At 47.2% G+C, this 24,229-nt stretch carries 23 protein-coding genes and 4 pseudogenes; 16 read left to right on the forward strand and 11 right to left on the reverse strand.

Features of this window, described 5'->3' with window-relative positions; all coding sequences use genetic code 11:
* Positions 1 to 15 precede the first annotated feature (15 nt).
* The 6 genes from M1F14_RS21180 to M1F14_RS21205 form a co-directional block, all read right to left on the reverse strand.
* Positions 16 to 3,180, reverse strand: coding sequence for a type I restriction endonuclease subunit R (locus M1F14_RS21180; protein ID WP_048609060.1), 3,165 nt, complete (start codon positions 3,178 to 3,180; stop codon positions 16 to 18).
* 4 nt (positions 3,181 to 3,184) lie between these two features.
* Positions 3,185 to 4,339, reverse strand: a complete 1,155-nt coding sequence (locus tag M1F14_RS21185; RefSeq protein ID WP_002040530.1) for a BstXI family restriction endonuclease — start codon at positions 4,337 to 4,339, stop codon at positions 3,185 to 3,187.
* The gene (locus M1F14_RS21190; protein WP_000829999.1) at positions 4,336 to 5,040 is read right to left on the reverse strand and encodes a restriction endonuclease subunit S; all 705 of its coding nucleotides are present in this window, start codon (positions 5,038 to 5,040) and stop codon (positions 4,336 to 4,338) included. The genes M1F14_RS21185 and M1F14_RS21190 overlap by 4 nt, the downstream gene beginning before the upstream one ends.
* Complete coding sequence (locus tag M1F14_RS21195; RefSeq protein WP_001065598.1) at positions 5,033 to 6,748, reverse strand: type I restriction-modification system subunit M; 1,716 nt, start codon at positions 6,746 to 6,748, stop codon at positions 5,033 to 5,035. The genes M1F14_RS21190 and M1F14_RS21195 overlap by 8 nt, the downstream gene beginning before the upstream one ends.
* An 8-nt stretch (positions 6,749 to 6,756) precedes the next feature.
* Positions 6,757 to 7,737 (reverse strand): WYL domain-containing protein, encoded by a 981-nt coding sequence (locus tag M1F14_RS21200; protein ID WP_048609063.1) that lies wholly within the window; start codon positions 7,735 to 7,737, stop codon positions 6,757 to 6,759.
* A 317-nt stretch (positions 7,738 to 8,054) separates the two neighbouring features.
* Entirely contained in the window at positions 8,055 to 8,300 is a 246-nt protein-coding gene (locus tag M1F14_RS21205) for a hypothetical protein (RefSeq protein WP_230683907.1), read from the reverse strand.
* Between M1F14_RS21205 and M1F14_RS21210 the strand changes: the two genes are divergently transcribed.
* The gene (locus M1F14_RS21210) at positions 8,247 to 8,378 is read left to right on the forward strand and encodes a hypothetical protein (RefSeq protein WP_262593537.1); all 132 of its coding nucleotides are present in this window, start codon (positions 8,247 to 8,249) and stop codon (positions 8,376 to 8,378) included. The two genes, M1F14_RS21205 and M1F14_RS21210, sit on opposite strands and share 54 nt — an antisense overlap.
* A 63-nt stretch (positions 8,379 to 8,441) precedes the next feature.
* Here the strand turns inward: M1F14_RS21210 and M1F14_RS21215 are convergent, their stop codons facing one another.
* Entirely contained in the window at positions 8,442 to 9,347 is a 906-nt protein-coding gene (locus M1F14_RS21215; protein WP_048609065.1) for a 3'-5' exonuclease, read from the reverse strand.
* 641 nt (positions 9,348 to 9,988) lie between these two features.
* Here M1F14_RS21215 and umuD point away from each other — a divergent pair.
* The 7 genes and pseudogenes from umuD (at position 9,989) to M1F14_RS21250 (ending at position 14,287) form a co-directional block, all read left to right on the forward strand.
* Positions 9,989 to 10,438, forward strand: a complete 450-nt coding sequence (umuD, locus tag M1F14_RS21220; protein ID WP_008844764.1) for a translesion error-prone DNA polymerase V autoproteolytic subunit — start codon at positions 9,989 to 9,991, stop codon at positions 10,436 to 10,438.
* Between the two features lie 7 nt (positions 10,439 to 10,445).
* A pseudogene (locus M1F14_RS21225) lies at positions 10,446 to 10,679 on the forward strand (DNA polymerase V subunit UmuC); the annotation flags it as partial.
* A gap of 499 nt (positions 10,680 to 11,178) precedes the next feature.
* Positions 11,179 to 11,526: a mercuric transporter MerT family protein gene (locus tag M1F14_RS21230; RefSeq protein ID WP_012517597.1), complete on the forward strand. Its 348-nt coding sequence runs from the start codon at positions 11,179 to 11,181 to the stop codon at positions 11,524 to 11,526.
* 46 nt (positions 11,527 to 11,572) lie between these two features.
* Positions 11,573 to 11,857, forward strand: a complete 285-nt coding sequence (gene merP, locus M1F14_RS21235; RefSeq protein WP_008110847.1) for a mercury resistance system periplasmic binding protein MerP — start codon at positions 11,573 to 11,575, stop codon at positions 11,855 to 11,857.
* Complete coding sequence (gene merC / locus M1F14_RS21240; protein WP_012517596.1) at positions 11,857 to 12,276, forward strand: organomercurial transporter MerC; 420 nt, start codon at positions 11,857 to 11,859, stop codon at positions 12,274 to 12,276. Before merP (M1F14_RS21235) ends, merC begins: the two co-directional genes overlap by 1 nt.
* Positions 12,277 to 12,296: 20 nt before the next feature.
* Positions 12,297 to 13,736: a mercury(II) reductase gene (gene merA / locus M1F14_RS21245; RefSeq protein ID WP_008467329.1), complete on the forward strand. Its 1,440-nt coding sequence runs from the start codon at positions 12,297 to 12,299 to the stop codon at positions 13,734 to 13,736.
* Between the two features lie 113 nt (positions 13,737 to 13,849).
* Complete coding sequence (locus M1F14_RS21250; RefSeq protein WP_008110853.1) at positions 13,850 to 14,287, forward strand: MerR family transcriptional regulator; 438 nt, start codon at positions 13,850 to 13,852, stop codon at positions 14,285 to 14,287.
* A gap of 169 nt (positions 14,288 to 14,456) precedes the next feature.
* On the opposite strand, the gene M1F14_RS21255 is transcribed toward M1F14_RS21250, so the two are convergent.
* The 4 genes and pseudogenes from M1F14_RS21255 to M1F14_RS21270 form a co-directional block, all read right to left on the reverse strand.
* Positions 14,457 to 14,750 (reverse strand): Tn3 family transposase, encoded by a 294-nt coding sequence (locus M1F14_RS21255; RefSeq protein WP_158088382.1) that lies wholly within the window; start codon positions 14,748 to 14,750, stop codon positions 14,457 to 14,459.
* A gap of 41 nt (positions 14,751 to 14,791) precedes the next feature.
* Positions 14,792 to 17,770, reverse strand: coding sequence for a Tn3 family transposase (locus tag M1F14_RS21260; RefSeq protein ID WP_000985631.1), 2,979 nt, complete (start codon positions 17,768 to 17,770; stop codon positions 14,792 to 14,794).
* A gap of 138 nt (positions 17,771 to 17,908) precedes the next feature.
* Positions 17,909 to 18,691 (reverse strand): annotated as a pseudogene (locus tag M1F14_RS21265) (IS110-like element IS5075 family transposase); the annotation flags it as partial.
* Positions 18,692 to 18,790: 99 nt separating this feature from the next.
* Positions 18,791 to 19,225: a mercury resistance transcriptional regulator MerR gene (locus tag M1F14_RS21270; RefSeq protein ID WP_000414383.1), complete on the reverse strand. Its 435-nt coding sequence runs from the start codon at positions 19,223 to 19,225 to the stop codon at positions 18,791 to 18,793.
* 71 nt (positions 19,226 to 19,296) lie between these two features.
* Here M1F14_RS21270 and M1F14_RS21275 point away from each other — a divergent pair, with 71 nt between their 5' ends.
* The 8 genes and pseudogenes from M1F14_RS21275 to M1F14_RS21310 form a co-directional block, all read left to right on the forward strand.
* Positions 19,297 to 19,647 carry a mercuric transport protein MerT gene (locus M1F14_RS21275; RefSeq protein WP_001294666.1) on the forward strand — a complete coding sequence of 117 codons (351 nt, stop codon included), beginning with the start codon at positions 19,297 to 19,299 and terminating at the stop codon, positions 19,645 to 19,647.
* A 15-nt stretch (positions 19,648 to 19,662) separates the two neighbouring features.
* The gene (merP, locus tag M1F14_RS21280; protein WP_000732290.1) at positions 19,663 to 19,938 is read left to right on the forward strand and encodes a mercury resistance system periplasmic binding protein MerP; all 276 of its coding nucleotides are present in this window, start codon (positions 19,663 to 19,665) and stop codon (positions 19,936 to 19,938) included.
* 71 nt (positions 19,939 to 20,009) lie between these two features.
* Positions 20,010 to 21,695, forward strand: coding sequence for a mercury(II) reductase (gene merA / locus M1F14_RS21285; protein ID WP_000149288.1), 1,686 nt, complete (start codon positions 20,010 to 20,012; stop codon positions 21,693 to 21,695).
* Between the two features lie 14 nt (positions 21,696 to 21,709).
* Positions 21,710 to 22,348 carry an organomercurial lyase MerB gene (gene merB, locus M1F14_RS21290; protein ID WP_000761850.1) on the forward strand — a complete coding sequence of 213 codons (639 nt, stop codon included), beginning with the start codon at positions 21,710 to 21,712 and terminating at the stop codon, positions 22,346 to 22,348.
* A 111-nt stretch (positions 22,349 to 22,459) separates the two neighbouring features.
* A complete protein-coding gene (merD, locus tag M1F14_RS21295) occupies positions 22,460 to 22,825 on the forward strand; it encodes a mercury resistance co-regulator MerD (RefSeq protein ID WP_000995361.1) in 366 nt (121 codons plus the stop codon).
* The gene (gene merE / locus M1F14_RS21300) at positions 22,822 to 23,058 is read left to right on the forward strand and encodes a broad-spectrum mercury transporter MerE (RefSeq protein WP_001087810.1); all 237 of its coding nucleotides are present in this window, start codon (positions 22,822 to 22,824) and stop codon (positions 23,056 to 23,058) included. The genes merD and merE overlap by 4 nt, the downstream gene beginning before the upstream one ends.
* A pseudogene (locus M1F14_RS21305) lies at positions 23,055 to 23,798 on the forward strand (putative bifunctional diguanylate cyclase/phosphodiesterase); the annotation flags it as partial. The gene merE and the pseudogene M1F14_RS21305, both read left to right, overlap by 4 nt.
* A pseudogene (locus tag M1F14_RS21310) lies at positions 23,764 to 24,228 on the forward strand (recombinase family protein); the annotation flags it as partial. The pseudogenes M1F14_RS21305 and M1F14_RS21310, both read left to right, overlap by 35 nt.
* Position 24,229 lies beyond the last annotated feature (1 nt).

Raw genomic sequence — 24,229 nt, forward strand, 5'->3', positions numbered from 1 at the left:
CTATAAAAGCACCCTTTATTTCGTCCATGAATTCGACAATGTCTCAGCCTGCTTCAAAATAAGCTCTACAGCTTCAGCGGCTTTGTCAGGTGGATATTTGTAACGCTGTAAAGTGCGGCGCACGAGTATTTTTAATTTAGCTCGAACACTGTCACGAACTTGCCAATCAACCGTGGTCGATTTTCTGAGTTTGTCTGTGATTTCGACGGCAATCTTTTTAAGGATCTCATCACCAAGTTCACGTACTGCACTTTCGTTGTTGGCTAGAGCATCATAAAACGCGATTTCATCTGGATTTAACCCCAGTTCAGCCTCGCGCATCATTTCTTCCTGAAACTCTTTGGCCATTTGAATAAGTTCTTCAATGACCTGAGCTGTTTCAATGGCGCGGTTATTGTACTTTCTAAGCGTTTCTTGCAAGCGGTCTGCGTATTTCTTCTCTTGCACAACGTTATTACGTGTTTTCGCTTTAATGTCATCCTTGAGTAGTTTTTCAAGTAATTCAACGGCCAAGTTGCGCTCCGGCATCTGTCGCACGTCTTCTAAAAACTCATCCGATAGCAAACCAATATTGGGCTTGTCCAAGCCACAAAGTGCGAACACGTCAGCAACGCCTTCGGCGATCACTGCGTTATCTAGGATCTGTTTCAGTGCCGAGTTCTTTTCTTCCTGAGTGCGCTTTCTATCTACGCTGGTAAATTTGCTGATGGCGGCCTTAATGGCTGAGTAAAAGGCGATTTCTTTCCTTAACTCTTTAGCCTCATCCAAGGTACTGCATAGTGAGTATGATTTTGTTGCCGCCAACACTAAGTCTAAGAAACGCTTTTTGCCATCCTCTAAGCCAAGTACATAGTTAGCGGCAGGCACCAATAGTTTGTGCGCTTGAGTTTCATACCCCGATATGTCCAAACCATCGGATTTTGGTGTTTTACCAAACATGCCACGGATAGCATCAATTTTTTCTAAAAGAATGGAAAACGCTTCTTCTGCATTGAGTGTTGGCTCGCCTTTACCTTTAGAGTCTGTATAGGTTTTCAATGCTTGCTTAAGCTCGTTAGCAATACCAATGTAGTCAACAACTAAACCGCCTGGCTTGTTTTTAAATACGCGGTTAACCCGCGCAATGGCCTGCATCAGGTTATGGCCTTTCATCGGTTTATCCACGTACATAGTGTTACAACAAGGCGCATCAAACCCCGTTAACCACATGTCCCTGACAATGACCAACTTCAGAGGATCATTCATATCTTTAAAGCGCTTTTCTAAGCGTTTTTTGGTTTTTTTGTTATAAATATGGGGTTGCAAAAGTGGCTTGTCCGAAGCTGACCCTGTCATCACAATCTTAATCGCCCCTTTTTCAGGATCATCCGAATGCCATTCTGGGCGCAGTGCAATAATCTCATTGTAGAGATGCGCACAGATATCACGGCTCATAGCCACTATCATGGCTTTACCATCCATAGTGGCATTGCGTGTCTCAAAGTGCTCGATCAAGTCAGCTGCAACTTGGCTTAATCTAGGAGTCGCACCAACAAGCTTTTCAAGACGGCTCCATTCCCCCTTAGTTTTTTCACGGTTGCTGACGTCCTCTTCGTCCTCTACCACTTCATCAACTTGATCGGACAACTCAGCGATTTCAGCATGGTTCAAATCAAGCTTTGCCAAGCGTGACTCATAATAAATAGGAACGGTTGCGCCATCATCTACTGCATCTTGAATGTCGTAGATGGACACATAGCCACCAAATACAGCGCGAGTGTCTTTGTCTTCTTGTGAAATGGGTGTACCAGTAAAACCAATAAAGGAAGCAGACGGTAGCGCATCGCGCATATGCTTGGCGTAACCAAACTTATATTGACCATCTGCACTTAAGGTGGCTTTCAGGCCATATTGGCTGCGGTGTGCTTCGTCTGAGATAACAACTATATTGTGACGCTCATTGAGTATTGGATGATGCTTCTCGTCGTCAAGCAGGGCAAACTTTTGCACTGTGGTAAAAATGATGCCGCCAGACTCTCTTTCAGCTAACAACTGTCTTAGCGCATCTCGGTCAGATGCTTGAACAGGCGTTTGCTTCAAGAGCTCAACTGCGTTGCAGAACGTGGCATAGAGCTGACCATCTAGATCATTGCGGTCGGTAACAACAATCAGCGTTGGGTTATTCATAGCCTTTTGTTGAAGCAACATACCGGCATAACAACACATTGAAATACTTTTGCCGCTGCCTTGAGTGTGCCAAACCACACCTGCTTTTTTACTACCAGGTACTACCTCATCGGCATAGGTTGCCCGCTTCTCTGTTACGCCATCAATTTGCTGAGCCGCAATGACTGTCGTCTTTACCGCTTCTCGCACAGCATGAAACTGGTGATAACCAGCAATCTTTTTAATGATCGTCTCACCGTCTGTTTCAAACAATACAAAAAATCGTATGTAATCCAGCAGCAACTCACGATCAAAAAAACCGCGAACCATGGTTTCTAGCTGCCACTCCAGTAAAGGTTTATCGTTTTCATTATTAATAGTGCGCCAAGGCATAAAACGCTCTTGGTTAGCAGTTAGAGAGCCGACCCGAGCGGTGTAACCATCACTGACTACTAGCGCCTCATTGAAGATAAAAAGGTCTGAGACTTCATCTTTATAGGTTTGCAGTTGATTAAAGGCATCCCAAATATCGGCATTTTCATCGCTTGGGCTTTTCAACTCAAGAACAGCAATCGGTAAGCCGTTGATAAAACAAATGACATCAGGCCGACGTGGCTGTTTGGTGCCAGTAATCGTGAACTGATTGACGACAGTAAATAGATTATTGTTCAAGTTATCGAAGTCGATAATAAAAACATGATCCTGTATCGATTCACCATCGGCTCCCTTATATACAACAGGAACTCCTTGCAACAAGAAACGATGAAAAGAACGGTTACTTGTAACTAAATCAAAAAAATCAGGTTTTAATATAATGGCTTTAAACTGTTCATAGCAGATATCTATTTGAACAACAGGAATATGGTTATTGATTTTTTCAAATGCTAATTTTAAGTAAGTTTCTAAGATAACGTCAGAGTAATTTTTTCTCAGAGGATTGTTGCCATCTGGACCAATATCAGGCCCATGAAGAATATCCCAATGATTTTCCCTAAACCAACCTAAACAAAGGCTCTCTAGATTTTCTTCATTCATAACTTTAATCCCTCTCTATATACAGCTCTTCAGAGATTCTGATCCAAACAGCTCCATTCGGGGATCTAATCATCTTGTCGTCATCACTAATCCACCCAAAAGTTTCAATGCTATCACCAATTAACTTAGCTACTTTTATATCCATTTCCTTTACTTCAGCAAGCGAATAACATCTTCGCTGCCCAAGCTTGGTATTACAAGTTGCATGCCCCCAAGAAACGTAGAAGTGATTATGATGCAACCGTTCATATTCAAGTGGAATCATATGAAATAGATTTACTGTAGTAGAACGATTGGTTCCATCTACTATTAGGCCAGAGTTTAAAAGAGATTCTTCATTCTCAAGGTTTATATGACTATGAAGCTCATCATATGAAATTCTTTTGAGGCATAGTGGGCAAGTTGTAATATTTCCTTTCATCATCCCAAGATAGTTATAGTGAACCCCATCACTAAGTGAGCACTCATCTAGAATTAATTTCAGATGTAATGCTTGTGATGCTGTATATGGGCTAGACGATGTATGTATAATTTGCCATGCTAAAGATGCTTGTGATAGAAAATTAGTTTCCTTGTTAGCATATTCAGGAGCAAAAATCCCCTGCGGTGGCCCTTCGATAACTTCATTTTTTATAATTTTCTTGCCTCCACCAACTTTTGGAAGGCGAAGAATATAATGCCCTTTGTCTAATACTTCTGAACTTCTTTTTTCAACGATATTTCCATTCTTATCCTCCAAGTGACGAACGGACCATTCGTCAAGCGGTGGAAACTCATCAAAAGATTGATGAGAGCGATACAATACAAAAGCATTTTCACCGATTACGAGTGGCTCACCATCTGGCAAATTTATTTCACTCAAAATACCTGAAGAAATAAAAGCTTGATCAGGGTACAGCCTTACGATGTACCCATCTTCATAGTTTGAAGTATCAATAACATTAATCTTTTCAAAAGGAATGATAACTTTATTGTTTCTATAAACATGATTTTGATAAGCCCCCTTCTTTCCTCCTCGCGGTGTTGCGTAGCCTGCTTTTGAAAGTTTTTTCTTATCTTTTTCTTCCAGAAATGACCAGCAGTTAGTCGGCCAAGGATCGCACTTCCCAGTATGACCAATCAACTTTCGGCAACTACCTTTTTGACACAAACCAATCATAATGAGAGCCTTTTACTAAGATCATCTATTGAAAGCTCCCCTGAAAATAGTAGGAACATCACCTGATTTATTGTCTTTTCTAACTCGTTACTTTCTGCTTTTATATTGCTAAGTTGCTGCATATCTAATGCGGATTGTTCTAGTGCATGCCCTGATAGTTTACAAAACTGAAGTGCGCTAATTACTTTCAATATTTTGTCTTGTACATCTACTGAAGGCACTGATATGTGAAACTCAAAGAGATCACTTTTATAGAGTTCAGGATATGTTGAACCATTAGCAACTGCGTCAAGATAAGGCTTATTCAAGCGAAACCAATATGCTAAATAAAGCGGCCTCAAAAGTGGCCCACATGTAAAATTCAAAAAACCTTGATTTGTAGCCATAGGAACAGTGTTGACAGCAACTGCACCAACAGGGGCTCTTTTACTGAGCATTACTGTTCCTGCAGGCAATAGTTTTGCTGCCGAACTTTTAAGACCTAAAGTAGTGATATTTCTCTCTGTTTTACTGACGTAAACACCATCCATGTCAGTAATTTCTTTGGGAGTTAGCCATGGAATATCTCCTTCCCAATAATCATCTTCATTTGTTTTGGGTGTGCCACCTGATTCAACCTGAAGAATTAATCCAGTTTTTTTACAAGCCTCTAAAGTTCCATGAAACCAATCTTTATGACTTAATAGAAATGGTTCAGCCATTTGAAACTTTCTCCATTATTTGTTTTGTTTTTTCAGCCGCCAGAACTACTTCATTAAGCCTATTACTTACTTTTTGAATATTCTTAAACATTTCAATCTGTGCTTCCTTCGATACAAGATTTTTCCTGTCAAAACCCACATATCGACCTGGTACAAGGGCATATTTATGCCTTTCTATCTCACTTATATCAACACTTCTACAAAACCCAGGCTGATCTTTGTATCCTTCAGATCTAACCCAGTCTTTATAACAATCCGCTATTTGTTCTATTTCAGACTTTGATAGAGATCTGATTACTTTAGTCTCAAGAGTTCCTAAATTTTTAGCATTGATAAATAGCACATTTTTCGCTCTGTTTTGTCTTTTGTCTTTTGCTTTACTAAAGCACCAAATACATGCACCAATTTGCGTGTTAGTGAATAAATGTGTCGGGAGAGCAATCACACAATCTAATAAATTACTATCAACGATGGACTTCCTTATTTCATATTCGTCTTTAGCATTTACGGTCAAAGACCCATTTGAAAGTAAGATTGCTGCCTTACCATTAGAATTTAGGTGATGGATAATATGTTGAAGCCATCCATAATTAGCATTCCCTTTTGGAGGTGTTCCATACATCCATCTTATATCTCCTTGTAACTTTTCACTCCACCATTCTTTCATGTTAAACGGAGGATTTGCCATTACGAAATCAGCTTTAAGATCTGGATGCTGATCATCTAGAAAAGTATCAGCGTTTTTATTCCCAAAATTAAAATCAATGCCTCTTATAGCCATATTCATAGCCGCAAGCTTCCATGTGGTAGGATTGCTTTCTTGACCATAAACAGATATGTGTTTTTTTTGTTCTGATGCGTTGTATTTTTTTTCTTTTGCGTGTTCTTCAATAAATTTTTCACTTGAAACGAAAAATCCACCCGACCCCATTGCAGGATCATAAACCCGCCCCTGATATGGCTCTAGCAATTCAACAATTAGAGTAACAATACTTTTAGGTGTGTAATACTGCCCACCTTGTTTTCCCTCAGCCAACGCGAATTGCCCCAAAAAATATTCATATACATGACCAAGAATATCTTTGCTTTTTAAGCTTAACTTCTTTCCATTAAACTCAGGATTACTAAAACTCGTATCAGAGAATCTATTTATTAACTCTGTTAGATTCGTATTTTCAACTTCGTAACGACTTATTCGAGGTAAAACTCCCTTTAACTTTGGATTTGCTGGCTTATCATTTATCCGATGCGACTCTATTTCATCCAGTGCATTGTCAATCAACCATGAAATTGATCTCAATTTAATTTCATTTCCATGACTATCTTTGTCAATTACACTACCGATCGGAAGAGAAGCAGTACTTTTTATAAATTTCCATCTTGCCCTTTTTGGTATCCAGAAAACGTTTTTCTCTTGATAGTATTCGTGCAGTTCTAACTCTGCATTGACCGCATCGTTGTATTCTTCGTCAGAGTCATAATCTTCACGAGGCATGTAATAAATATTGTCATCGCTATCGTCCTGAGTAAACAACTGACGTAACTCTTGTTGGCGCTCTTCAAAAGCGTCTGACACATACTTTAGAAAGATGATCCCTAGCACGACATGCTTATAGTTAGCGGCATCGAGGTTGTTACGTAACCGATCGGCTGCCGACCACAACTTTACATCGAGTTCTTTTAAAAACTGCTGTTCTGAATTATTCATGTTCTTCCCTATGCTGTGACGCTATCGAAACCAGGCGCAATCGCAAGGTTACCGACACCGTATAAAGTTTGATAATTTTTTAACCATAAATGAAATTCGGGTGTTTTTAGCTGAGCTGCTTTGGAGCAATCGACATTCCATTGTCTGAGTAAATAACCTGCCGTTGCCGCTCTAATCTCAATCTTTAAAACACCACCTTTCATGCCATAGTCAAGCTCAATCGCTTCGCTGTGCTCTATGCGTGGGTGCGGTACTAACTCAAGCTCTACAAAGCGATTCCATTGCCGGTCTTGGGTTTCAAGTTCAGCCTCTGACAGAATGGAATCCTCAAGCACGACCGCTGCTTTAATTCGGGTAAGCACAAAGTCACGGAACCCATTTGGCGCTCCGCTTTGGCCATGCTTGCGGTCAAAACCACGAACATGCCAACGCAGGCCATTGTCCACCAGCGTATGCGGTACAATTTCACGCGTTGTTTCACCGCTCGATAACGACACATAAGTGATGCTCAAGGCTTTGCCTTTGTGAATGGCCTCGGTGACCTTCGCCACTATCGATAAACTCGGCTTGTTAAGGTGATAAGGCGCTTCACAAGCCAGAGGCGGTTTTACCTTTCCACTGAAGCCATCGCCGTACCCTTGGCTGATGGTTGCCAGTGTTCGAACAACGTCATAGTCGAACAAGGGTTCAAATGCTTCACCACGTTTATGCAACTTGAGCTTTTGGTCATACTCAATGTTGCTTGGTGCAAGCTCTCGGTACATTGTGAAGTCTTTCGTTGCTTGTGCAGCAGCTATGCTGAAGCGATCGACTAAATCCGCCCGCACCGCTTCTCCCTTAAACAATAAAGTGAAATCGATGTGGGCAATGCGATCCCTGGTTGCTTGTGGCAACTGCGCTATCTGCAAAAGCCTATCTGGCTTTCCTTTCGCGCCTTCTTTAGCGAGTGAACTCGCTGGTACCGTTTGTTTCAGACCATCATTTGTCATGCGTCTTGTTTATCCAATTCAACCAGTTTCTTAAAACTCTGTTTATAAAGTACGGACCGACATCGCGTAATCACATTGAAAAGCACCACTCAATGCTGCTCTTCATCCGCAATGACTAATCAATCTCTACCGGTTGAAGCTGGACAGATGGCCATAACACACTGAATAGGCTTCAACCTAATTAATTTTATTAAGTATCATCCTATCACAAATTATTTTGTAGGGAAGACTAAGCGGCAACTTTTTGATCTGGATTGCAATTGCCGCTCAGGTATGGGCGTGAAGACACTGTTTCATGCCATTGCTGGTAGCCGCTATCAATGCGCTACCCGAACCAATGGCACCACGATGTTACCGCGATGCGATACCCCTTTGTCCGACTCTGTAGACATCAGGGCTCGTTGTTCACTCTCCCGAATGCGCCTAGCAACCTCTGCCTGGGCTGGTAGCAATGGCAACATCCCTTCAGCAATCGCGTCTGGGGCTGAGTCTTGGCCACAGGACATCAAGTGCTTCCATGGATCTTTAAGAAAGCGCTCGAACGTGATGCCAAATTCAATGATGCGGGCAGAGACGAAGATTTCGCCCCAGTATTCAATGTAGGTGTCTTGGTACATGGAAAGATTCCTCTTGTTGGTTAAACCATGAGTTCACTTTCCATTTTCCAGAGGTTTTCAAATATGCAAGGCTTACCTTGTAGAGAGCTACAAAGCTTTAAATCGATTACGGGCATCTTTGTAGTCATAGTGGGCATGTTCTGAGCCACGATGATACAAATCATCCAGGTAAGTTTGTTCCTGCGGCAACTCGTCTTCGCTGATTTCGCGCCACCAATGCTTGTTGGCACCTTTAACGCCGTCATGCCAACGGTAACCACGTTCTTTTAAATAGTCCTTTACGTCAAACGGCGCACCAAACGCACGAACTAACACAGTTCGCCTGTCTGCTTCAGACAACAAGTTTGCAACGGACTCGGGCAACAAATGGAACAACCAGGCCATCGCCAAACAATCGGTTGCGGCTCGGTGTCCTTCATAAAACCAACCTAAGCGAAGCAGCAGGTACTCAAGCTTTCGACTTTCAAAACCCAGCGCCTTCCAATCTATGCCACTGGCTGAACAGGCCCAAGATAGATGGCCTAATGCAGCAAACCGCTTTTCAAAGAAAGGACGATCAAACTGTGCATTGTGTGCAACCACCAGCGGATCATCGGATAACCAACTCGCTACCAGTGAATCATCAATGCGCTGGCCTCGCACCATGTCATCGGTAATACCGGTTAACTCTGTAATCAGCTCGGGGATTGGCTTGCCGGGATCTTCATACAAACTGATCACATCAACAATCGACACAATCCGCTTAGCCGAGGGACTGTAAAGCACCTTAACCATACCAAGCTCAATAATGGACTCGTCATCGGCAGACAGTCCAGTTGTCTCTGTATCGAGCAGCACCATTGGCTGTTCATCACCGACCACAGGAGATAGTTCAAGTGGCCAGGACTGCGGCTCACGCGTTAATGGAATACGCTCCAGCAATCTAAAATCTTCTGGTCTGTCTGGGATATCCGCGAGGCGCTCTAGCGGAAATGGCGCAGGGGCTCTTGTCATTGATGGTTCCTCTTCAATTCTATTGTTCGCTTTAGGTGATTTCACTGTGCCACAGGTTTTTCTAAATGCACCTTGGATACCTCAGCGTTTTTTTAATCTTTCTACTGGGTGAACCCATGTATGAAGGCTTTGGCTAAGCCTTTCAGAAAGCCTTAGCTAAACCCTTTAGGTAACCCTTACCGATACCCTTTAGGTATGGCTTAGCCAACCCCTTTTCAAACGGTTGAAAAAGGCTTGAACTGAGTTCGACTGAGCATTTTAATGATGCTCCTGACTTCGCTTTAAGCCAGTAAATTCAATACGAAGCAGAATTTTACTAACTGTTTTTAAACCCTTTGCAAAGGGTTCAACAAGCCTTGTTTGACGGTTACTTGACCCATGCGTTAACCAGTAGCAGTAACAGGATCAGTAACAGAAACAAGAGCAGTAGGCAGAAGCAGTATTGTCCAAGCCTTGCAGGCTTTGACGAGGGCGAGCGATCCCCCCACATCTAGTTTTTCAACACAAAAAAGAAATCACCGACAACACAGCGTCTTACTCGAACAACTACAGTTTTACCTACAATTTTACTTGTAGAAATCAGCATAGCATTAGATACTGTATAAACAAACAGTATTAATTATGATTTTTCGAGGTTCGTCATGAGTGTCTCGCTGATAGGCCGTAGCGGCGCACTTGCCTTCATCAAAGCCAAGCGCCTTCGTATTCCATTGTTCATGGAACGTGTTTCTGCTGGTTTTCCTTCACCAGCGCAGGATTATGTTGAGCAAACGCTCGACCTCAACGAGCTGTGCATCAAGCGACCGGCTGCAACGTTCTTTGTGCGTGTTGAAGGTGATTCAATGATTGATGCCGGGATTCACCCAGATGATATTCTGGTGGTTGATCGCTCTGTCCAAGCCGAACACGGTGACATTGTCATCGCTGGCATCCATGGTGAACTCACGGTAAAGGAGCTTCAACTAAGGCCGTGCGTCATGCTGATCCCAAGAAACCAGGTGTATGAGCCCATTCATATTCCTGAAGGGACAGAGTTAGAGATATTTGGTGTGGTCACCAATGTGGTGCGAAACATACGCCGTAAGTCGTGACTATCCCATGCCAGTATTTGCCTTGGTGGACTGCAACAACTTTTACGCCAGTTGTGAGAAGCTGTTTCGTCCTGATTTAAAAGATACGCCGATTGTGGTGCTGTCCAACAATGACGGCTGCGTGGTTGCACGGTCGCGTGAAGCTAAGTTACTCGGTATTAAAATGGGCGTACCCGTCTTTCAAATCAAAGCTGAAATGCAGCGCCATGGCATTTTGGCATTCTCGTCCAACTATGCGCTTACAGTTGGGAAATACTTTAGACATCACATGTTGTAATGTTTCAGGTTGTATAAATTAGACGTCGAGATGAGGGGTGGTTACAATTTTTACTATTGGTTAAGAAATATCTTGAAAAAGTAGATGTATGAACGCGTAACCCCCTGGGGGAAGGCTTAGCAGTGTGAATAACGGATGATTTAGGTGTTAATGTGATTGAACAAAATAGGTCGTTTCCAGTTAGAACACGCTTTGGAAGAACATTTAGGACAATGCCAAAATAATGATGACGATAGCCACTGCCCAATAATTGATTCGTTGCAACCGAAGTAAATGATTCACTTAACTACCATTTCCCACTAAAACAGCATATCCAATTTTACTTCTGCGCCTTAATTCAAGTTAGCTTATTCCCCGTATCTGTCGTAGCAGATTATCAAAGATAAATTTTTTATAAATCACCCTTGACTCCGTACTTAGGTACATGCAATACACTTGCATTATCACTTAATGAGGTATCTATATGAATCAAAAAAAATCAAACCTTCCAATGATAGGAGGCATCATAGCAGCATTAGGCGCAGGCGTATGCTGTGTAGGTCCTTTGCTCCTGTTATTACTTGGGGTAAGTGGCTCATGGATTGGTAATTTAACTGCATTTGAACCCTATAGGCCATTATTTATCGCATTTGTAGTGTTGTTGTTTGGCTACTCAGGTTGGAAAATTTACCGTCCTGTAGAAGAGTGTGAGCCGGGAACGGCCTGTGCAATTCCTAAGAAACAGCAACAACGAAAAGTCATTTTCTGGCTGAGCGCTATAGTTGCGACAATTTTAGTGACCAGTAATTATTGGATACTTTTGTTTGCTTAATATACAGATCAAGAAATTTATAACATTTTAAAATTTGGAGCTAATTATGAAAAAATTATTATTAACCGCACTGCTTTCACTTTCTAGTTTTGGTGCTTTTGCTGAAGTAAAAACAGTTACACTGGAAGTGCCAACGATGAACTGTGCGACATGTCCAATCACAGTTAAAAAGTCATTAGAAAATGTTGATGGCGTTGAAAATGCGAAAGTTACCTACAAGCCTAAGCTAGCTGTTGTTTCTTTTGATGACACTAAAACCAACATCAATGCATTAATTGCAGCGACTACCAACGCTGGCTACCCTTCAAATTTAAAAAGTGAAAATAAGTAATGTTTAGCCCCTTAGAACTAGTTACGCGTATCGGAGATAAAGCAGGCTCTATAGGTGCACTTGTTTCGGCAATGGGATGCGCCATGTGTTTTCCCGCGATAGCTAGTCTTGGTGCGGCAATTGGGATGGGATTTCTTAGTCAGTGGGAAGGGGTATTTATCAATACGTTGTTACCACTGTTTGCAGTATTAGCGCTGGCAATGAATATCTTAGGCTGGTTTAGCCATCGTCAATGGTACCGTAGTTTTATCGGTTCAATTGGCCCCATTTTGGTTTTACTCTCTTTATACCCTTGGTTCCAGTACGGGTGGAGTTCATACGTTACTTATACGGGGCTAGGACTAATGGTTGCTGTATCAATTTGGGACATGGTTTCTCCTGCGAATAAACGCTGTGATGATGAAACTTGTACCGCTTAACTTTTTTAGAGGAATAAAATATGTCAACGAATAGTTGTTGCTCGTCAAATGACATCCAGCCAGAACAATTACATGTAGCCATTATTGGTAGTGGTTCAGGGGCCTTTGCCAGTGCGATTAAAGCAGCAGAAGGCGGAGCAAGAGTTACTATCATTGAAGGAGCCGATGTAATCGGAGGTTGCTGTGTAAATGTCGGCTGTGTTCCTTCAAAAATATTGATCCGTGCTGCGCAATTAGCGCATCAGCAACGTACTAACCCGTTTGATGGTTTAGAAAATATTCAGCCACAACTTAGCCGCTCCTTATTAGCACATCAGCAAAACGCTCGCGTCGAAGAACTACGCGATGCTAAATATCAACGTATTTTAGAGAGTAATCCCGCGCTATCTTTACTTAAAGGTTATGCACGTTTTAAAAATCAAAATACCTTGCTAGTTCACAAGTCTGATGGTAGTGAAGAAGAGCTGGTTGCAGATCGCATTTTAATTGCAACAGGCTCTACACCAAGCATTCCGCCAATTAAGGGTTTAGTTGATACACCTTATTGGACATCAACAGAAGCCTTATTTGCAGAAGAGTTACCGAGTAGTCTAGTTGTCATCGGCTCCTCCGTTGTTGCTCTGGAAATTGCGCAAGCTTATGCCCGTTTAGGTAGCCGTGTGACAATTCTAGCCAGACATACCCTTTTATATGCTGAAGATCCGTTATTAGGTGAAAAACTGGCAGAGTGCTTTGAAAAAGAAGGTATTAGGGTACTTAATAATACGCAAGCAAGTCATGTTTCTTATGATAGCAATGGTTTTTCATTGGAAACTAACGAAGGAACATTAATCGCTGAAAAATTGCTTATCTCTACGGGTCGCCATGCAAATACTGGAAAGCTTGGTTTAGAAAATGTTGGTGTTGAAACAGATAAAAGTGGTGCCATTGTTGTTAATAGTATGATGGAAACATCAACAGCTAACATTTATGCCGCTGGAGATTGCTCCAATATGCCACAATTTGTTTATGTTGCTGCTGCTGCCGGAAGTAGGGCTGGAATTAATATGACAGGTGGAAATGCGCAACTCGACTTATCTACCATGCCTGCTGTTATATTCACCGACCCACAAGTTGCTACGGTAGGTCTAACCGAAGTACAAGCTTCAGCGGTAGGAATAAATACGATAAGTCGTGTACTTGATATGGAAAACGTACCAAGAGCTTTAGCAAATTTTGAAACGGATGGTTTTATCAAGTTGGTAGCTGAAGAATCCACGGGAAAACTGATAGGCGCACAAATTTTAGCCCATGAAGGCGGAGAACTGATTCAAAGTGCGGCTCTTGCTATTCATAATAAAATGACAGTCGAAGAATTGGCAGGTCAACTATTTCCGTATTTGACGATGGTTGAAGGATTGAAGTTATGCGCTCAAACCTTTAGCAAAGACGTTAAAGAGCTATCTTGCTGCGCAGGGTAATCATTTAACGGTAATGTACTTACAGAAATGTTAATGGAGTGCCAATTGATTGAATGTAATCAAGATATCTTAAGGCATTCCATTAACAACACAAATTGGAAGCATGCTAAATCATGATTAAATCTAAGGTTGAAAACATTCCTGTTGGTGAAGTCAGTTTTTTGACAGAGATACCTGACATCAATAAGTTCATTAGTAGTGATGATGATGCGTTGGATTTTCCTTTGAGTATTTCTCAACTGGCACTAGCTGCACAAACATCTGTCCATACGGTAAGAAATTATGTTCTTGAGAACTTAGTACACTGCGAAGAAAAAACTAAGTCAGGCCATTCACTTTACGGCTTATGTGCATTAAAGAGATTAAAGTTCATTCGAGCAGCAAGGGCGGCAGGTCTTCTTGTAGTTGATATCAAGCCATTACTAATGGCAATAGATGCAGGAGAAAGAAAAGTTCCTGAAGACATCCAAAAGCTGCTACTTACTAAAATCGAGCATAGAAAAGTATTTTTAAATCTAGTAACAAACCAAATTGAAGAGTTTTGCAATTAGAACAATTATAGAACAGTTCATGGCTCGACTAAAAACTTGTTAGCTTATCTGTTTTCTATCAATGTTAGCTTGTATATATCAAGCATATAGAATATCAACACCTCCAATTTTTAATGGCACTTTGATGCGCAGTACCTTTTGAATTAGAAATACAAACAGATGGCATTCTTTAACTTATTGATTCTACATCACTAAGTAAACCAGCTAAGTCGATTTCTTTGCGGTCTTTATTAAAGGCATATTCCCCATTTAGATTAATGTGTTGCCAAGCAACAGGTGAAAGCCGAGAAATAACATCAACCACATCTTGCCTACCGTTCCTCTCTTGGATTTGTAAAAATGCCGATAGTAACGCGGAATTATAATAAATAATGCAATTTGAAATGAGTCGAGCACAATCGTTCCATTGTGGGGTTCTAGGGATTTTCCCCTCTAAAAAGACATAATCCTCTGTAGACCACACCAATAAATGGCTGCGGAGGTGGTTTACTTTCAGCTTGGAGCCTAATCATCCACTATCGGCCTTGTTATTTCGCCAATATTGGGCAATTTCCCAGTATTAGTGAAGTTATACGTTCCGCTTAAGTTGATATTTTGCCACGCAACGGGCGAAACAGCACGAGTGATACCCGCTTTCTCTTCATCTCCTCTCGCTTCAAAGTGTCCCAGAAGATGACTCAGTATCGCGGAGTTGAAGTAGATGATCGCGTTGGCAAGCAATCTTGCGCATTCATTCCAGATAGCGATTTCAGACTCGTTTTTGCCACGGAACTGATCACCATTCACCGACGCAATGGCTCGTCTAAGGAAGTGCCATGCTTCTCCCCGGTTCAGGGCACGTTGCACATACTGCCGCAAACTGGCATCGTCGATGTAGTCAAGTAAATATTGCGCTTTAACCAGTCGATTATACTCCGTCAGAGCCTGTAATATTGGGTGTCCAGAAGGGTAACCAGACAACTTTCTTACCAGCATTGCTTGTGTCGTCCGCTTTGTCTGAAGTGACAGAACAATACGCCTGATATCTTGCCATCCCGTTGTAATAACATTCGTTCTGATAGGCTTCTTTAGCGCCAGTATGGTGCTGCCTTGTTCACTTTCAGTCACATCAAACAGATCATTGATGACACTACTGAACTGCGCGTATCGCGGTGCAAAACTGTAACCGCATAGATCCAGTAAGGCGAAGTTAACATGATTGACACCGTGTGTATCTGTCGAGAGTACGTCAGGTTTGATTTCACTGCTGTTGGATTGTAACAGGTCATAAATATAGTGTGATTCGTGCTCGTTGGAACCGATGATCCGAGCATTGAGGGCGCTGTGGTTGGCCACCAGTGTCATGGCCGTGATCCCTTTGTTGGTGCCGAAATACTTAGAGGAGTACCGGGTTTTAAAGGTTTCCAGATGGGTTTCGAATTTCTGACCATCCGCACTGGCATGCAGCTGGTCCTCCTGAATATGGTAGTGGCGGAAGATGGGTAGCGCTGCAACCGCATTATTGATCACGTCGCTGGCGTCATGCAGCGTTTCAGGCCGGATATAGTTGGCCTGCACCGTACTCAGGTGTTCATAGCTTCGATCGGAGATCTGCGCCATGCCATACACACCACGGTGAGTGGCGTTGGCAATCAGAATGGCCAGTAAATCATCCTGATGAGTGAACCCTTGTTTTTGTATCGGAAGTACATGAGTCAGACATTTCATGAACCCGGTTTCGCGCTCTACATACCGCAGTACATCCGCGATACCGACCGGTTGCATTCGCTTAAAAAAGGGATTGTTGACCAGAGATGTAGCGCTTTTGGTCGGCAGACGCCAGCGGGTACCGGTACGATTTTTCATGATCACATTTCGATTGTCTCCCTCATCAATATGGAGAGCAACGTCTTTGAGTGCACTTTCCAGCCGGTGTTGTTTCTCCTGTAACAATAACTCTGCGGGCTGTTTTAGTCTGTCCAGTGTTGATGAGGCCAGCAAGGTATCCTGCGATGTCTGGGGGATCAGGTCGTCTTCCAGTGCGCGGTATTTGGTAACATTTGGCAAATAAATGCGTCCATTCAGTCGTGAGGTTAACTGCCGGTAGAGCAGCCATTCGTAACGTTGCGGGTTAACGTTATCCTGTTTAACCAACCATGGGAGGTGCTTTTTCGGGATGAGCGACGTATCCATCGTCTTCAGTGGTCCACCGAATGCGATTTCCGTCTGCATCTGTTGAAGTTGGGCGACGACGGCTTCTGAGCCTTTACCGGCCTCACATTCAAGGCACAAGAACACCTGCCTTAACAGTTGCTCCAGGAGATTGCATTGTTCATCGTAATGTTGCCACTGGTACTCTTCCACGGTCCGTTTCTGTTTTTTCAGGTAAAGGCAGAGGGTCTGGATATCCCTGTCATTCATGACCTTCAATGCCTGTTGTCTGACTACTGAGAAGGGTTGATTATCATCAATGTTCTCATCCACAAACAGATGCAGTAACTCTGCCGCTTTCGTGACATTGTCCGCGGCTGACTGCCAGGACAGGAACACTGCTTGTTGTGCAAAGGTGTTGGCAGCTTCTTGTTGCTTGCGGATATGGTAAATGAACCCATCAGTTAACCGTTCCAGTGCCAGTTGTATCCGCTCTGTCAGGTGACATAGCAACCATAGATGCTGCTGTGCGCGTTTGAATCGTTTGAGTTTACTACCGTAATAGTTGATGAGCTCACCGAAGTGTTGTCGATTTTTAAGAGACAGATTAAGCCCATCGATAACGCCATTGATTTGCGTGCGCCATGGCGCTAACTGATGATAAAGGGCAAGCTCTTTTTTAAGTTCAGGTACGGTCAGACTTTTTGCACCGCCTCTGAGCTGGTTCAGGCTTAGTCCGTCATCAATGGCTGTTATGCTGTCCAGAAAGACGTGAAGTTCAGGACTGGTGAGTTGATTAAGTTGGTGCGCCAGGTCTTTTCTGACCTGCTGCATCGCTCTGCTTATCAGTCTCTGGAGTACGGTGTACCTAGGGATAGCAATGCTGTGACTGGTTAGGAATTCAATAGCAGTATCAAAGAGGTAACGCGGCTCCAGCCAGGCATTGCCCACCTGAACAAGGTGGTCGAAAAGAGAATTGAAGTGCTGACTTTCGTCCCATTTGTGATAACCAGCAAGGTCTAATACTTTTGCGTAGAGTCGATCTTTTTGTTTTTGTGAGGGAGTGAATGGTCTGAGCCCCTTGCCGCCAAGCAGCTCTTTACTGATGAACATTAAATCCTTAGAAACCTGCGAGTAAGCGATATCTAGGATGACGGGCTTTGATTTGAAGTATCCCAAAATCGCGACAAAGTAACATCTATGAGCTCTGAGACGAATTGACCGAAAAACTGCCAATTCCGCATCGTTCAGAGAAAAGTACAGACGTTGTTCTTCGATTGAAAAAATGGGTGGGGAATAAAGATCTGCCTGTTCTGCTCTCGTGAGAATAGTAATTTCGTTTTTGATGGCCATATCAGGGCTGTTCCGTATTAAATGTACGATATTTACCTAATTTGCCACACTTATAAGTAGTAACCCACCTCCGCAGCCATTTATTGGTGTGGTCTACAGAGGATTAAGTCTTTTTAGAGGGGAAAATCCCTAGAACCCCAATGTCGTCCGACCTCCCGTGCTGTACTGTCGGGGTACCAGCCCTGTTGCCGCCGCAAAGTCACGGCTGCTGGCGTACTGCTTCCCGTCGCCAATCTCAGTTGAAATAGTACTGGCAGTCAGCGTTCCAACGCAGGGAATACTCAGCAAGCGCTGTCCAACCTCATCTTCGTCCAACTTTCGTTTCAACTGAGATTCCAGATCTTTAATCTGCTCAACAAGATAGTGATAATGCTGTTGTAATTTCAGCAGTAACTGGCTGAGATAAAGAGGCAAACTACTGTCCTCAAGAAGGGTACTCAGTCGACTAATAACGGCAGCACCTCGCGGAACGCTGATACCAAATTCCAGCAGAAAAGCATGCATCTGATTAGTTGTTTTCACCTTATCCTGAACCAGGGATTCACGGACACGATGCAGAGCTCGCATTGCCTGCTGAGATTCGGTTCTGGGCTGCACGAAACGCATAGATGGACGTGATGCTGCTTCACAGATAGCTTCAGCATCAACGAAGTCATTTTTGTTGCTTTTAACGAATGGGCGGACAAATTGCGGTGATATCAGCTTTGGAAAATGCCCTAACTCTGCCAGCTTGCGTGCCATAAAGTGAGAACCGCCACAGGCTTCCATCGCGATGGTTGTTGCCGGGCATGTCGCCAGAAATTCGATTAGCTTTGGTCGGGTGAATTTTTTACGGTAAACGGCCTTCCCACGATGATCCTGACAATGAATATGGAAAGAGTTCTTACCCAGATCGATACCAATAAGCGCAATGTTTTCCATGATGGTTCTCCGAATGAAAGCCTGTCCTCAGCATAGTACTGGGAAGGAGGGAGTGACCATCTCATTAAATAAAGCACGCTAAGGCGTAACTACCCTCGGCTACACCGCGTCGGCACCACGCGGCTCTTTCTCCCCTTGCAGCGAAGCAATCAGCGGGCAAGAAACGTTCCCTTGCCGCGCATGGCAGGCGAACACAAGTTCGGATAGCACGGTTTCCATGCGCGCCAGGTCGGTCATTTTTTCGCGCACGTCCTGAAGCTTGTGCTCGGCCAGGCTGCTGGCTTCCTCGCAGTGGGTGCCGTCATCCAGCCTCAGCAGCTCTGCGATCTCGTCGAGGCTGAATCCGAGCCGCTGGGCTGATTTCACGAAGCGCACCCGCGTCACATCCGCCTCGCCATAGCGGCGGATGCTGCCATAGGGCTTGTCCGGCTCCGGCAACAAGCCCTTGCGCTGATAGAACCGGATTGTTTCCACGTTGACCCCGGCCGCCTTGGCGAAAACGCCAATAGTCAGATTCTCCAAATTTTTTTCCATATCGCTTGACTCCGTACATTGGTACGGAAGTAAGCTTAAGCTATCCAATCCAGATTTGAAAGGACAAGCGTATGTCTGAACCTCAAAACGGGCGCGGGGCGCTCTTCACTGGCGGGCTAGCCGCCATCCTCGCCTCGGCTTGCTGCCTGGGGCCGCTGGTTCTGATCGCCCTGGGGTTCAGCGGCGCTTGGATCGGCAACTTGACGGTGTTGGAACCTTATCGCCCGATCTTCATCGGCGCGGCGTTGGTGGCGCTGTTTTTCGCCTGGCGGCGCATCTACCGACCGGCGCAAGCCTGCAAACCAGGGGATGTGTGTGCGATTCCCCAAGTGCGCGCTACTTACAAGCTCATTTTCTGGGTCGTGGCCGCGCTGGTTCTGGTCGCGCTCGGATTTCCCTACGTCATGCCATTTTTCTATTAATCACAGGAGTTCATCATGAAAAAACTGTTTGCCTCTCTCGCCATCGCTGCCGTTGTTGCCCCCGTGTGGGCCGCCACCCAGACCGTCACGCTGTCCGTACCGGGCATGACCTGCTCCGCTTGTCCGATCACCGTTAAGAAGGCGATTTCCAAGGTCGAAGGCGTCAGCAAAGTTAACGTGACCTTCGAGACACGCGAAGCGGTTGTCACCTTCGATGATGCCAAGACCAGCGTGCAGAAGCTGACCAAGGCCACCGAAGACGCGGGCTATCCGTCCAGCGTCAAGAAGTGAGGCACTGAAAACGGCAGCGCAGCACATCTGACGCCCTTGTCTGCTACCACAAACGAAAAAGGATCTGTCGCATGACCCATCTAAAAATCACCGGCATGACCTGCGACTCGTGCGCGGCGCACGTCAAGGAAGCGCTGGAAAAAGTACCCGGCGTCCAATCTGCCATAGTGTCCTATGCCAAGGGCGCGGCCCAGCTCGCCCTTGATCCAGGCACAGCGCCGGACGCACTGACCGCCGCCGTGGCTGGCCTGGGCTACAAAGCGATGCTCGCCGATGCCCCGCCGACCGACAACCGCACTGGGCTGTTCGACAAGGTGCGCGGCTGGATGGGTGCCGCCGACAAGGGCAGCGGCGGCGAGCGCCCGTTGCAAGTCGCCGTGATCGGCAGCGGTGGAGCCGCGATGGCGGCAGCACTGAAGGCCGTCGAGCAAGGCGCGCAGGTCACGCTGATTGAGCGCGGCACCATCGGCGGCACCTGCGTCAACGTCGGTTGTGTGCCGTCCAAGATCATGATCCGCGCCGCCCACATCGCCCATCTGCGCCGGGAAAGCCCATTCGACGGCGGCATGCCACCCACACCGCCGACGATCTTGCGCGAGCGGCTGCTGGCCCAGCAGCAGGCCCGTGTCGAAGAACTCCGTCATGCCAAGTACGAAGGCATCCTGGACGGCAATTCAGCCATCACCGTTCTGCACGGTGAAGCGCGTTTCAAGGACGACCAGAGCCTTATCGTTAGTTTGAACGAGGGTGGTGAGCGCGTCGTGATGTTCGACCGCTGCCTGGTCGCCACGGGTGCCAGTCCGGCCATGCCGCCGATTCCGGGCCTGAAAGAGTCACCCTACTGGACTTCGACCGAGGCCTTGGTCAGCGACACCATTCCCGAACGCCTAGCCGTGATCGGCTCGTCGGTGGTCGCGCTGGAACTGGCGCAAGCCTTCGCCCGGCTGGGCAGCCAGGTCACGATCCTAGCTCGCAACACGCTGTTCTTCCGCGACGACCCGTCCATCGGCGAGGCCGTCACAGCGGCCTTCCGTGCCGAAGGGATCAAGGTACTGGAACACACGCAAGCCAGCCAGGTCGCGCATGTGAACGGCGAATTCGTGCTGACCACGGGACACGGTGAAGTACGTGCCGACAAGCTGCTGGTCGCTACCGGACGGACACCGAACACGCGCAGCCTGGCACTCGACGCGGCGGGAGTCACCGTCAATGCGCAGGGTGCCATCGTCATCGACAAGGGCATGCGCACCAGCACGCCACACATTTACGCGGCCGGCGACTGCACGGACCAGCCACAATTCGTCTATGTGGCGGCAGCGGCCGGCACCCGTGCCGCGATCAACATGACCGGAGGGGATGCTGCCATCAATCTAACCGCGATGCCGGCCGTGGTGTTCACCGATCCGCAAGTAGCAACCGTGGGCTACAGCGAAGCGGAAGCGCATCACGACGGGATCGAAACCGACAGTCGCACGCTCACGCTCGACAACGTGCCGCGTGCGCTTGCCAACTTCGACACACGCGGCTTTATCAAGCTGGTCATCGAGGAAGGTAGCGGACGGCTCATCGGCGTGCAGGTCGTCGCCCCGGAAGCCGGCGAATTGATCCAGACGGCTGTTCTCGCCATTCGCAACCGCATGACGGTGCAGGAACTGGCCGACCAGTTGTTCCCCTACCTGACGATGGTCGAGGGGCTGAAGCTCGCGGCGCAGACCTTCACCAAGGATGTCAAACAATTGTCCTGCTGCGCAGGATGAAAGGAGATGGAACCATGAAGCTCGCCCCATATATTTTAGAACGTCTCACTTCGGTCAATCGTACCAATGGTACTGCGGATCTCTTGGTCCCGCTACTGCGGGAACTCGCCAAGGGGCGTCCGGTTTCACGAACGACACTTGCCGGGATTCTCGACTGGCCCGCTGAGCGAGTGGCCGCCGTACTCGAACAGGCCACCAGTACCGAATATGACAAAGATGGGAACATCATCGGCTACGGCCTCACCTTGCGCGAGACTTCGTATGTCTTTGAAATTGACGACCGCCGTCTGTATGCCTGGTGCGCGCTGGACACCTTGATATTTCCGGCGCTGATCGGCCGTACAGCTCGCGTCTCATCGCATTGCGCTGCAACCGGAGCACCCGTTTCACTCACGGTTTCACCCAGCGAGATACAGGCTGTCGAACCTGCCGGCATGGCGGTGTCCTTGGTATTGCCGCAGGAAGCAGCCGACGTTCGTCAGTCCTTCTGTTGCCATGTACATTTCTTTGCATCTGTCCCGACGGCGGAAGACTGGGCCTCCAAGCATCAAGGATTGGAAGGATTGGCGATCGTCAGTGTCCACGAGGCTTTCGGCTTGGGCCAGGAGTTTAATCGACATCTGTTGCAGACCATGTCATCTAGGACACCGTGATCGGATATCGACCCAATGTTCTACGGCACCGGCATCGGATTCGCAGCGCGCGGATTGAACTCGGCGAAACGGTATATGCATTGCCGTGAACCGACCAAAAGGAGGTGTTCGATGAACGCCTACACGGTGTCCCGGCTGGCCCTTGATGCCGGGGTGAGCGTGCATATCGTGCGCGACTACCTGCTGCGCGGATTGCTGCGGCCAGTCGCCTGCACCACGGGTGGCTACGGCCTGTTCGATGACGCCGCCTTGCAGCGACTGTGCTTCGTGCGGGCCGCCTTCGAGGCGGGCATCGGCCTCGGCGCATTGGCGCGGCTGTGCCGGGCGCTGGATGCGGCGAACTGCGATGAAACTGCCGCGCAGCTTGCTGTGCTGCGTCAGTTCGTCGAACGCCGGCGCGAAGCGTTGGCCAATCTGGAAGTGCAGTTGGCCGCCATGCCGACCGCGCCGGCACAGCATGCGGAGAGTTTGCCATGAACAGCCCCGAGCGCATGCCGGCCGAGACACACAAGCCGTTCACCGGCTACCTGTGGGGTGCGCTGGCGGTGCTCACCTGTCCCTGTCATTTGCCGATTCTCGCCATTGTGCTGGCCGGCACGACGGCCGGCGCGTTCATCGGCGAGCACTGGGGTATTGCAGCCCTCACGCTGACCGGCTTGTTTGTCCTGTCTGTGACGCGGCTGCTGCGGGCCTTCAGAGGTCGATCATGAGCGCTTCCCAGCCAATTGAATGGACAGTGGCGCAACTGGCGCAGGCGGTCGAGCGCGGGCAGCTTGAGCTGCACTACCAGCCGATTGTCGATTTGCGCAGTGAGCAGATTGTCGGCGCGGAAGCCCTGTTGCGCTGGCGTCATCCGACGCTCGGACTGTTGCCGCCGGGCCAGTTCCTGCCCGTGATCGAATCGTCCGGCCTGATGCCGGAAATCGGCGCATGGGTGCTGGGCGCAGCCTGCCGTCAAATGCGCGACTGGCGGGTGCTGGCATGGCAACCGTTCCGGCTGGCCGTCAATGTTTCGGCGAGCCAAGTGGGGCCAGATTTCGACAAGTGGGTAAAGGGCGTGCTGGCCGATGCCGGGTTGCCCGCCGCGTATCTTGAAATTGAGCTGACCGAATCGGTTGCGTTCGGTGATCCGGCGATCTTCCCCGCCCTGGAAGCTTTGCGACAGATCGGTGTGCGCTTCGCCGCCGACGACTTCGGCACCGGCTATTCCTGCCTGCAACACCTGAAATGCTGCCCCATCAGCACGCTCAAGATCGACCAATCGTTTGTCGCCGGACTCGCCAACGACCACCGCGACCAGACCATCGTGCGCACCGTGATTCAGCTTGCGCATGGGCTTGGCATGGAAGTAGTGGCCGAAGGCGTGGAAACATCGGCGAGTCTTGATTTGTTGCGACAAGCGGACTGCGACACAGGACAAGGCCTCAGGCAAGGACACCCAGCGCCCGCAACTGGAGGCTATGCTCGGATTCGTCCGCGAAGGCGATACCGTGGTGGTGCACAGCATGGATCGCCTGGCGCGCAACCTCGACGATCTGCGCCGTCTGGTGCAAAAGCTGACCAAGCGCGGTGTACGCATCGAGTTCTTGAAGGAGGGGTTGGTGTTCACCGGCGAGGACTCTCCCATGGCCAACCTCATGTTGTCGGTCATGGGTGCCTTTGCCGAGTTCGAGCGCGCCCTGATCCGCGAGCGGCAGCGCGAGGGCATCGCCCTGGCCAAGCAGCGCGGTGCCTACCGGGGCCGCAAGAAAGCCCTCTCCGACGAGCAAGCCATCACGTTGCGGCAGCGGGCCGCTGCGGGCGAGCCGAAGGCTCAGCTCGCCCGCGAGTTCGGCATCAGCCGTGAAACCCTCTACCAGTACCTTCGCACGGACGACTGAA

The organism is Providencia sp. PROV003 (genome assembly GCF_045040775.1).
Lineage (GTDB): Bacteria > Pseudomonadota > Gammaproteobacteria > Enterobacterales > Enterobacteriaceae > Providencia > Providencia huashanensis.

Excerpts from the sequence above, each read along its gene's own strand:
- merD (WP_000995361.1), top strand. The coding sequence starts at position 22,460 with ATGAACGCCTACACGGTGTCCCGGCTGGCCCTTGATGCCGGGGTGAGC.
- merC (WP_012517596.1), top strand. The coding sequence starts at position 11,857 with ATGTTTAGCCCCTTAGAACTAGTTACGCGTATCGGAGATAAAGCAGGC.
- merB (WP_000761850.1), top strand. The coding sequence starts at position 21,710 with ATGAAGCTCGCCCCATATATTTTAGAACGTCTCACTTCGGTCAATCGT.
- M1F14_RS21270 (WP_000414383.1), bottom strand. The coding sequence starts at position 19,225 with ATGGAAAAAAATTTGGAGAATCTGACTATTGGCGTTTTCGCCAAGGCG.
- M1F14_RS21200 (WP_048609063.1), bottom strand. The coding sequence starts at position 7,737 with ATGACAAATGATGGTCTGAAACAAACGGTACCAGCGAGTTCACTCGCT.
- merA (WP_000149288.1), top strand. The coding sequence starts at position 20,010 with ATGACCCATCTAAAAATCACCGGCATGACCTGCGACTCGTGCGCGGCG.
- M1F14_RS21250 (WP_008110853.1), top strand. The coding sequence starts at position 13,850 with ATGATTAAATCTAAGGTTGAAAACATTCCTGTTGGTGAAGTCAGTTTT.
- M1F14_RS21180 (WP_048609060.1), bottom strand. The coding sequence starts at position 3,180 with ATGAATGAAGAAAATCTAGAGAGCCTTTGTTTAGGTTGGTTTAGGGAA.
- umuD (WP_008844764.1), top strand. The coding sequence starts at position 9,989 with ATGAGTGTCTCGCTGATAGGCCGTAGCGGCGCACTTGCCTTCATCAAA.
- merA (WP_008467329.1), top strand. The coding sequence starts at position 12,297 with ATGTCAACGAATAGTTGTTGCTCGTCAAATGACATCCAGCCAGAACAA.
- M1F14_RS21190 (WP_000829999.1), bottom strand. The coding sequence starts at position 5,040 with ATGGCTGAACCATTTCTATTAAGTCATAAAGATTGGTTTCATGGAACT.
- M1F14_RS21215 (WP_048609065.1), bottom strand. The coding sequence starts at position 9,347 with ATGACAAGAGCCCCTGCGCCATTTCCGCTAGAGCGCCTCGCGGATATC.
- M1F14_RS21230 (WP_012517597.1), top strand. The coding sequence starts at position 11,179 with ATGAATCAAAAAAAATCAAACCTTCCAATGATAGGAGGCATCATAGCA.
- merE (WP_001087810.1), top strand. The coding sequence starts at position 22,822 with ATGAACAGCCCCGAGCGCATGCCGGCCGAGACACACAAGCCGTTCACC.
- M1F14_RS21275 (WP_001294666.1), top strand. The coding sequence starts at position 19,297 with ATGTCTGAACCTCAAAACGGGCGCGGGGCGCTCTTCACTGGCGGGCTA.
- merP (WP_008110847.1), top strand. The coding sequence starts at position 11,573 with ATGAAAAAATTATTATTAACCGCACTGCTTTCACTTTCTAGTTTTGGT.
- M1F14_RS21185 (WP_002040530.1), bottom strand. The coding sequence starts at position 4,339 with ATGATTGGTTTGTGTCAAAAAGGTAGTTGCCGAAAGTTGATTGGTCAT.
- M1F14_RS21195 (WP_001065598.1), bottom strand. The coding sequence starts at position 6,748 with ATGAATAATTCAGAACAGCAGTTTTTAAAAGAACTCGATGTAAAGTTG.
- merP (WP_000732290.1), top strand. The coding sequence starts at position 19,663 with ATGAAAAAACTGTTTGCCTCTCTCGCCATCGCTGCCGTTGTTGCCCCC.
- M1F14_RS21260 (WP_000985631.1), bottom strand. The coding sequence starts at position 17,770 with ATGGCCATCAAAAACGAAATTACTATTCTCACGAGAGCAGAACAGGCA.